This window comes from Saccharomonospora iraqiensis subsp. iraqiensis, from assembly GCF_000430445.1.
Lineage (GTDB): Bacteria > Actinomycetota > Actinomycetes > Mycobacteriales > Pseudonocardiaceae > Saccharomonospora > Saccharomonospora iraqiensis.
Genome location: NZ_KE387137.1, coordinates 37,308 through 38,891, shown reverse-complemented (window position 1 = coordinate 38,891; position 1,584 = coordinate 37,308). Strand labels below are relative to the sequence as shown.

Below are 1,584 nucleotides of genomic sequence, written 5' to 3'. Positions count from 1 at the left end.
GGGGCCGGGCGTCCGCTCGCCGTCGTCGGCCTGGTCGCCGTCGGGCTGGCGCCGCTGGTGTTCACCACGGTGCTCGGGCAGGCGGGGACGAACGGGGAGGTGCTGGCCACGCGGTACCGCGACCCGGAGTTCGTCCGGTACGACGCCGCCGACGCGGCCGCGGCGCGGTGGCTCGCCGGGCACGTGCGGCCGGGCGAGACGATCCTGAACAACGCCAACGACGGCTCCACGCTCGCCTACGTGCGGCACGAGCTGCCGATCCTCGGCGTCGTGTCCTCGGGCAGTGGGCGCACCCCGGACCTGGTGGACCTGCTGGCCGACTTCCACGACTACCCGGAGGACCCGCGTATCCGGTCGCTGCTGCGCGAGCACGATGTGCGCTGGGTCTACGTCGACATCGAGGCCCCGCTGATCGGCGCCGTCCCCTCGGCCTGGCACGGGCAGAGCGAGTACGCACTGGCCCCCGGACTCACCGACCTCGACGGCCTGCCGGGCCTGCGCCCCGCCTTCCGCGCGGACACGGTCACCGTCTACGAGCTCACCCTCCCGGGAGTGCCGTGAGGGGCACATTCCCTGCGCGTGATGCAGTGAAAGTGCCCCTCACGGCGTGTGACGCAGGGAGAGTGCCCTTCACGGCACACTCCCGGCCGCCGGGGTCAGGACGAGCGGCGGTTGGTGAGCAGGGAGGCGATGAGGAGGAGGGTGCCGGTGAGGGTGGCGCCGCCGGCGACCAGCCAGCGGGGGTCGACGTCGGGCATCCAGCTCGCGCCGTCGGCGAGCAGGTAGGCGGCCACCAGCAGGGTCGCCACCCCGGCCAGCAGGGTGAACACGTCCGGGGTGCGGGACTCCCGGGCCCCCGGTGTCCGTTCGCGGTCCTCAGCCACGGTGCACCTCCACGGGTCCGGCCGACGACGTGGCGCGGAGGGTGATCCGCTGTCCGCCCTCGCCGTCGGCGCCGAGGTCGGTGCCGGTGAGGGCGGGGGTGCCGACACCGGAACTCTCCCGTCCGAAACAGGTGACCGTGCCCATCCCCGCCGCGCAGCGGTAGGTCACGTCGGCCTCCGGCGGCACCGTCACGGTGACCGGGCCCGCCCCGTTGCGCACGTCCGTCTCCACCGGGCCGTCCCCCCGCAACCCGGTGAGGTCGACGGTGACCGGCCCGGCGGTGCGCTCGTACACTGGCCGGACGTCGGCCGCGGTCGTCGGGGACGCGTCGAGCGGCCCGACACCCCCGCTCACGTGCGGGGTGGGCAGCGTCCCCAGGGTGAGCACGGCCACGGCCAGCGGTGCGGCGAGCCAGACGAGCCCGCGTCCGCCGCCGAGGAACGACCCCACCACGAGGCCCGTGCCGAGCACGGCGAGCACCGTGCCGACCACGTGGGCCGGGGTGAACCACGGTTGCCCCGTGACGGCCAGCGCCGTCCCCACGCCGCCGACCAGCAGAGCCACGCCCATGGTGACCAGGCCGACCACCCACCGGTGACGCCGTTGCGGTGGGGACGGCGGCGGTGCGGACGCGGACGGCGGCGGGGCCTGCGGGGAGTCGTCCATCCGCCACCCGAGCGGGGCCGCCCCGAGCGGGTC

General features: G+C 75.5%; 2 protein-coding genes and 1 pseudogene. 1 reads left to right on the top strand and 2 read right to left on the bottom strand.

Features of this window, described 5'->3' with window-relative positions:
• The coding region (locus ACTIR_RS27015; RefSeq protein ID WP_026455712.1) for a DUF6541 family protein at positions 1–561 on the top strand (561 nt) is incomplete at its 5' end.
• A 95-nt stretch (positions 562–656) separates the two neighbouring features.
• On the opposite strand, the gene ACTIR_RS0120790 is transcribed toward ACTIR_RS27015, so the two are convergent.
• Together ACTIR_RS0120790 and ACTIR_RS0120785 are read right to left on the bottom strand one after the other, a co-directional pair.
• Complete coding sequence (locus ACTIR_RS0120790) at positions 657–884, bottom strand: hypothetical protein (RefSeq protein ID WP_026455711.1); 228 nt, start codon at positions 882–884, stop codon at positions 657–659.
• Positions 877–1,584 (bottom strand): annotated as a pseudogene (locus ACTIR_RS0120785) (PspC domain-containing protein); the annotation flags it as partial. The gene ACTIR_RS0120790 and the pseudogene ACTIR_RS0120785, both read right to left, overlap by 8 nt.